The 6,000-nt window shown below is 60.4% G+C and carries 5 protein-coding genes; 2 read left to right on the top strand and 3 right to left on the bottom strand.

Going from position 1 to position 6,000, the window contains the following annotated elements:
- Nucleotides 1-29: 29 nt before the first annotated feature.
- The gene (locus AB8C10_RS04730) at nucleotides 30-1,364 is read right to left on the bottom strand and encodes an SseB family protein (protein ID WP_368867011.1); all 1,335 of its coding nucleotides are present in this window, start codon (nucleotides 1,362-1,364) and stop codon (nucleotides 30-32) included.
- A gap of 279 nt (nucleotides 1,365-1,643) precedes the next feature.
- Here AB8C10_RS04730 and AB8C10_RS04725 point away from each other — a divergent pair, with 279 nt between their 5' ends.
- Both AB8C10_RS04725 and rarD read left to right on the top strand, forming a co-directional pair.
- On the top strand, nucleotides 1,644-2,987 hold the full coding sequence (locus tag AB8C10_RS04725; protein ID WP_368867010.1) for a DUF6882 domain-containing protein: 1,344 nt from the start codon (nucleotides 1,644-1,646) through the stop codon (nucleotides 2,985-2,987).
- Nucleotides 2,988-3,140: 153 nt separating this feature from the next.
- Nucleotides 3,141-4,166, top strand: a complete 1,026-nt coding sequence (gene rarD / locus AB8C10_RS04720) for an EamA family transporter RarD (protein WP_368867009.1) — start codon at nucleotides 3,141-3,143, stop codon at nucleotides 4,164-4,166.
- Between the two features lie 92 nt (nucleotides 4,167-4,258).
- On the opposite strand, the gene AB8C10_RS04715 is transcribed toward rarD, so the two are convergent.
- Both AB8C10_RS04715 and AB8C10_RS04710 read right to left on the bottom strand, forming a co-directional pair.
- Nucleotides 4,259-4,402: a methionine/alanine import family NSS transporter small subunit gene (locus tag AB8C10_RS04715; RefSeq protein WP_005508316.1), complete on the bottom strand. Its 144-nt coding sequence runs from the start codon at nucleotides 4,400-4,402 to the stop codon at nucleotides 4,259-4,261.
- 8 nt (nucleotides 4,403-4,410) lie between these two features.
- Nucleotides 4,411-5,994, bottom strand: coding sequence for a sodium-dependent transporter (locus AB8C10_RS04710; RefSeq protein ID WP_368867008.1), 1,584 nt, complete (start codon nucleotides 5,992-5,994; stop codon nucleotides 4,411-4,413).
- Nucleotides 5,995-6,000: the final 6 nt, after the last annotated feature.

Raw genomic sequence — 6,000 nt, 5'->3', positions numbered from 1 at the left:
TATTCAATGTCAGGAGCTAATGCAGGAGCTTAGGCACCCATGCGGGGCTGCGAGTCCACAATCTCCAGCAGCTCGCGGATCTGCGCCGCAGTCAGCACCGTGGAGGGGTTAATCGCGTTCACCTTCACGCTCGGGGCGCCAATATCCAGGGCGTAACGCAGAATATCCAGGGCGTTCGCCGAACGCACCTCAATATGCGGATCCAGTGCCGCAATCTCAATGGGCGAGGTGAACACCAGCAGGCTCTGCGGGTTGCCGTTCTCATCCGGGTCAAAGACGAAGGAGGTACCGGACGGGTCAGCCGGGTCAACACCCACCAGCAGCACGGACGCCGGGGACACCAGCGAGCCGAGCAGCATCTGCATGTTGTCCTGGGTCAGCGCCATCTTCGCGCCGTCATTACGGGGCGAGGTGACAATCCACTGCACCTGAGCGCGCTCAATGTAGCACTCGTGGTCGGTGCCGGGGTCAACCACGATCAGGTCCAGCGCCTCGTTGTTGAGGAAATCAATGAAAACCTTCATCGCCGGTTCACGCAGAATCAGCTCGTCACCCTCGGATTCCTGACGCACATAGCTCTTGCCGATGTGCTCGGAGGAGGAGAACACGCACAGCGCCTGCATACCGGTCTCGGGCATGCGGATGACCTGGTGGGTCAGCACCGATTCGGGGCCCATCGGGTCGGTCTCGGATGGAATCAGCAGGGAGCCGGTCGCATCCAGCAGAACATCGCCGCCGAGCATCGTGCGGACCACGTTAATGAGGGTTCGCTCCTGCACATCGTTACGGAAGGTTTCCAGGGCGGCAACCAGGTAGGGGTTCGGAATCTCGTGCTCGCTCGAAGACAGCGCCGCGGCGGCAGAGTGGCGGGCACGACCCTCCATACGCTCACGAGCCCACTGCGGGATACGCGACGCATCACGCGGGAACTCAGCCAGGTGCTCACGCACGTCGGTCGCGGTCAGGGTGCCCTCATTCTTCCAGCTGTCGGGCTCATCATCACGGTTATAGGAGGCGCCCACGCTGAACTGCGGGTTCGGCCAGCCTGTAGCCGCCACCACGATGGAGGCGGTGAACCAGGTGCCGCGGTTACCGTCGTAGGCGGCACGCTGCAGCTTGCGGACCTCAGCAATAATGGGCGAGCCGTCCTTGAGCGGGCCGATGGTACCAATGAACTCTTCACCATCGCGAAATTCACGCACGCGCACGAAAATCTGACCGGCTAGAGGCTTGACGTCCAGCACCATTTCGCTCCAGCCGGGGTCAACACTAACGACATCCAGCAGCCAGCTTCCAATGTTGTTCAGCGCGTCCTGGATGCGCGCGGCGCGGCTACTCGTCTCGGCGAGGCGGGGTTCAGTCATAGTTCATACATCCTTGAGTGTGAATACGGCGCGGCTGGAGGCATCCGTGTTCGGTCGTAGTGTCGGCTTACAGGGTGCCGGAAGAAGCCGTCTCTTCGATTCTAACGAACACGGGCACTCCACGCAGATAGTTTACGCCGAAAGATATATGCTCTACCTCTCCCCTGCACCTCTCTAGACGGCCCATTCGACCCTCTTAACGTCCAATACGCCTAAAGCGCACCCCAAAACCGGGGATACACGGCATAGTGAACGCTAAAAGGTTGATAATCTTGAATCATGACGAATTCTCTGCAGGACCTTATCGACGCATCGATCTTTATCTCCACCGAGTACCAGGCTCGACTCGCCGAGCTCGTGGGTACTTCCGAGTGGAACGTGGATTTCACCTCCCAGTCTCTGGATTTTGAGACCACTCCCCCGCTTTCGCTCAAGCCGCACCTGCTGGGCACCGAATCTGAGAACCGCGGTACTTGGATCTGGTCCTGGCAGCAGCTGGGTTACTTCCCCGACTCCGTGGTTTCTGCCGCTATTCAGGCGCGCGAAGCCGGTGAGCGTGACGGCCTGACCGAGCTGACCACCGACGAGCTGCCCCTCTCCGAGTCCCTGGCACGCCGCCTGACCCTGGCAACCAAGACCATTAGCGGCCTGTACGCACACTACCCGCTGCCCGCGGGCGCTGGCGTGCGTGCATGGACCCTGCTGGAGGGTGCTGAGCTGACCCTCGAGGCTCCGACTTACAAGGGTATCGGCCGTGTCATCGCGAAGACCCTGCAGAGCGAAGAGATTCACAACCAGGTTCTGGCGGTGGACTCCTACGCTCAGCAGCGCGGCTTCCACATTGCCTGGGACACCGAGGCAACCGCCGTGCTGACCGCAACCGACGGCGCTCTGCGCCTGTGGTTTGACGAGGGCCGCATCAGCGGCATCGAGCAGGCTGAGCCCCAGGTCGGCCCCGAGGTTCTGGGGCAGTGCGCAGCCGCTGCCGCTCAGCGCCGCGAATCCCTCGCCGCCCTGCGCACCGAGATTGAGCGCGTGGCAGCCGCTGAGGCAGCCGCGCAGAACGCACAGCGTGAGCAGGAGGCGGCAGAACGCGCCGCCGCACGTGCCGAGGCTGAGGCTGAGCGCGCTGTCGAGATCGCAGAGCACGCACCGGTCGCAGAGACCGAGGTGCCCGGCGTCGAGAGCACCGAGAACCTCTACCCCGCAGACGAGGCTCCCTTCGATCAGGAACCGGCAGAGCACGCAGAGCCCGGCCTGGTCACCGTGGAGACCCTGCCCGGCGAGTACGAGGCAGAGGAAACCGAGCAGGCTCGCGTCTACACCGACGAGTCCATCGGTGCCGAGCAGCCCGAGTACGAGACCGTTGAGGCTTCCGCCGAGTACGCTGAAGAGCCGGTCGTAGCTGAGCCTGTTGCTGAGCAGCCCGCCGAGGCTGAGCACTACGAAGAGCACGCAGAGTACGAAGAGCAGCACGTGGAGCCCATCCGCAACGCTGGCGCAGCTCCCGACCTGCAGGCAGAGCACGAAGAGGCAGCCCGCCGCGAGCAGGAAGAAACTGCACGCCGCGAGGCAGAGCAGCCCAAGAAGAAGGGCTTCTTCTCCCGCTTCTTCGGCCTCTAAACCGAATACGCAGCGACGTTTCAGGCGCGGTATCCTCGTGGTACCGCGCCTGCGGCGTTCGTGGAGGTATTCAGGCCTCTACCTACGCAGATGCCGACTCGACGATTAGCATTAGAAGAACGTAACCGAAGAATCAGATTAGAAGAAGAAACGATGTCAGAGACTCAGAAACACGCCACCAGCAACGGGTTTATCACCATCATCGGCACCTACCTCATTTGGGGCATGCTCCCCCTGTACTTCGTGCTCATGGCTCCCGCCGGTCCCATCGAAATCGTGGTGGCGCGAGTGGTCTTCTCCCTGATTTTCTGCGCCATACTGCTACCGCTGGTGCGGGCAACCGCGGACTTCCGCCGCGTTCTGCGGAACCGCCGCGTCATGCTGGTACTGACGGCTGCTTCGTTCCTTATCTGCGCGAACTGGCTCATCTACGTGGTAGCAACAACGACCGGCCACACGATTGACGTGTCCCTGGGCTACTTCATTAACCCACTGGTCTCCGTGGTGTTGGGCGTGATTTTCCTGCAGGAGCGCCTGCGCGCCGCGCAGTGGGTGTCTGTGGCTATCTCGTGCCTTGCCGTGCTGATGATGAGCCTCATCTATGGTCAGGTGCCCTGGACCGGTCTGGGTGTGGCGTTCACCTTCGGCATTTATGGCCTGCTCAAGGCACGTATCGCTCACGAGGTGAGCCCCATCGTCTCGCTCTCCCTCGAAACGCTGATCCTGGCGCCCTTCGGCATTGCCGCCCTCTTCGTGCTCAACGCGCAGGGGCAGATGACCCTCCTCAGCGAGGGCGCCGGCCACTTCTGGCTTCTCGCTTCCACCGGCGTGGTCACCGTTGTGCCGCTCATGCTCTTCGCCGCGGCAACCAAGGCACTGCCGCTCTCGGTTATCGGTATGGTGCAGTACCTGGGTCCGACCATCCAGTTCATTCTTGCCATCACCGTTCTGCACGAGCAGATGAGCCCCGATAAGGTGCTGGGTCTGAGCCTCATCTGGATCGCGCTCATCATCTTCACCGTGGATGCACTACGCGCCTCCCGCTCCTACCGGCCCTCCGCACTGTCGGACCCGGAAACCGGCATGATTCCACTGGTCAGCACCGACAACGTACAGGCCGAGGACGTGCAGATTATTCTCGAGGAGCAGGCACAGACCCAGCAGACCGAGGGCAAGTAAAAAGGCAGACAAAACTTCCCAGCACCCCTAAACACAGCGATGCCCCGCAGCCTACAAGACTGCGGGGCATCACTTTATGTCGCGTTCACACGCTAAAGCTCAGAACCCTGAGCCTCAGCAGCAGCATCGAGAGCATCCAGATCCGGGTGACGGTGCAGGTTCAGCAGAGCCAAACCCAGACCACCCCAAATGATCAGGATTGCCACAATGAGCATCACAATTGCGGAGATAGACATGAGGGCTCCTAACGGGTAATGGTCGAATCAACGTGGCCGTGCTCCACCTGACCGGCAATCACCGGAGGTGCCGGCGGCTCTTCAGCCGCACGAGACTTCTTCGACCAGGGCAGAAGAGAAATAACAATCGCACCAACCACCAGGAGTGCGCTCATGCCCCAACCGAAGATTGCCAGCATATCCGCCGGGTAACCCTCATAGGGGGTTGCAATCAGCTTGATGACGCTCTGAATCAGGGAGTAGCCCAGAACCAGCGGGGTCACAACAGCCAGCAGAACCATCCAAATCTTGCCGACCTTGATGGAGGAGTAGCGATTCAGGTGCTCAGCCAGGGCGGGCAGTGCACGCACCACGTACGCCACAACAATAATGGCGCACAGGCCGGCAGCCAGAATACCGAAGAGGTTCACGAAGTTATCGAGAATGTCGAGCACGTACAGGCCGGTAGTGGTCGGCATCAGCAGCAGCGAAATCACGGCAACCGGAATAATCACCAGAGCAGTGGAGGCAAGACGCGAAGTCGCGAACTTGTCCTGAACACCCGCAATAATCACCTCAAGAATCGAAATGAGGGAGGTGAAACCTGCAAAGAGCAGGGAACCGAAGAAGAGGATACCAATCAGCACGCCACCGGGAGCCTGCGAAATAATGGTCGGGAACGCGATGAACGCCAGACCAATACCGCTGGTCGCAACCTCGCTCACCTGAGTGCCAGCAGCCTGAGCCATGAAGCCCAGAGCCGAGAACACACCGATACCCGCCAGCAGCTCGAAGCCGGAGTTTGCGAAACCAACCACAGCACCGGAACCGGTCAGGTCAGTCTTAGGCTTCAGGTAGGAAGAGTAGGTGACCATAATGCCGAAGCCAATGGACAGCGAGAAGAAAATCTGGCCGTACGCAGCAACCCACACGTCCGGGTTAGCCAGGGAGTCCCAGCTGGGGGTGAACAGAGCGTTCAAGCCGTCCACAGCGCCGGGCAGGGTCAGCGAGTAAATCACCAAACCAACGAACATGACCAGCAGCAGCGGGATGAAGATAATGTTGGCTGCGCCCACGCCCTTCTGAACGCCCAGAGCCATCACAGCAAGCAGAATGCCCCACACCAGAACCATGGGAATCAGGATGTTCATGTTGAAGTCCAAGGAGACGCCGGGGTCCTTTGCGACCTTCAAGAACTCGCCCTGGAAGAACGCCTTCGGGTTATCGCCCCACTCATTCGTGAAAGAGAAAACCATGTAACGCAGAGCCCACGCCACAATAGCGGCGTAGTAGATAGCGATGACGAAGTTAATACCCATGTGCCACCAGCCGATGAACTCAGTCTTACGGTTCAGACGGCGGAAAGCCAGCGGGGACGACGCACGCGCACGGTGACCGATCGCGTAGTCAAAGAACAGGAAGGTCAGACCGGCGGTCAGCAGGGCGACAATGTAGGGAATCATGAAGGCGCCGCCGCCGTTATCAAATGCGATGTAGGGGAAACGCCAAATATTGCCCAGACCAACAGCAGAACCGATGGCGGCAAAGATAAAGACGCGACGGCTAGAGAAGCCTTCGCGCTTCGTGGGCGCCTTAGGGGTAGATGCTCCCATAGTTGT

It is taken from the genome of Rothia mucilaginosa (genome assembly GCF_964210535.1).
GTDB classification, from domain to species: domain Bacteria; phylum Actinomycetota; class Actinomycetes; order Actinomycetales; family Micrococcaceae; genus Rothia; species Rothia mucilaginosa_F.
Note: the sequence above shows the minus strand (reverse complement) of the source record. Positions and strands in the feature narration are given on the sequence as shown.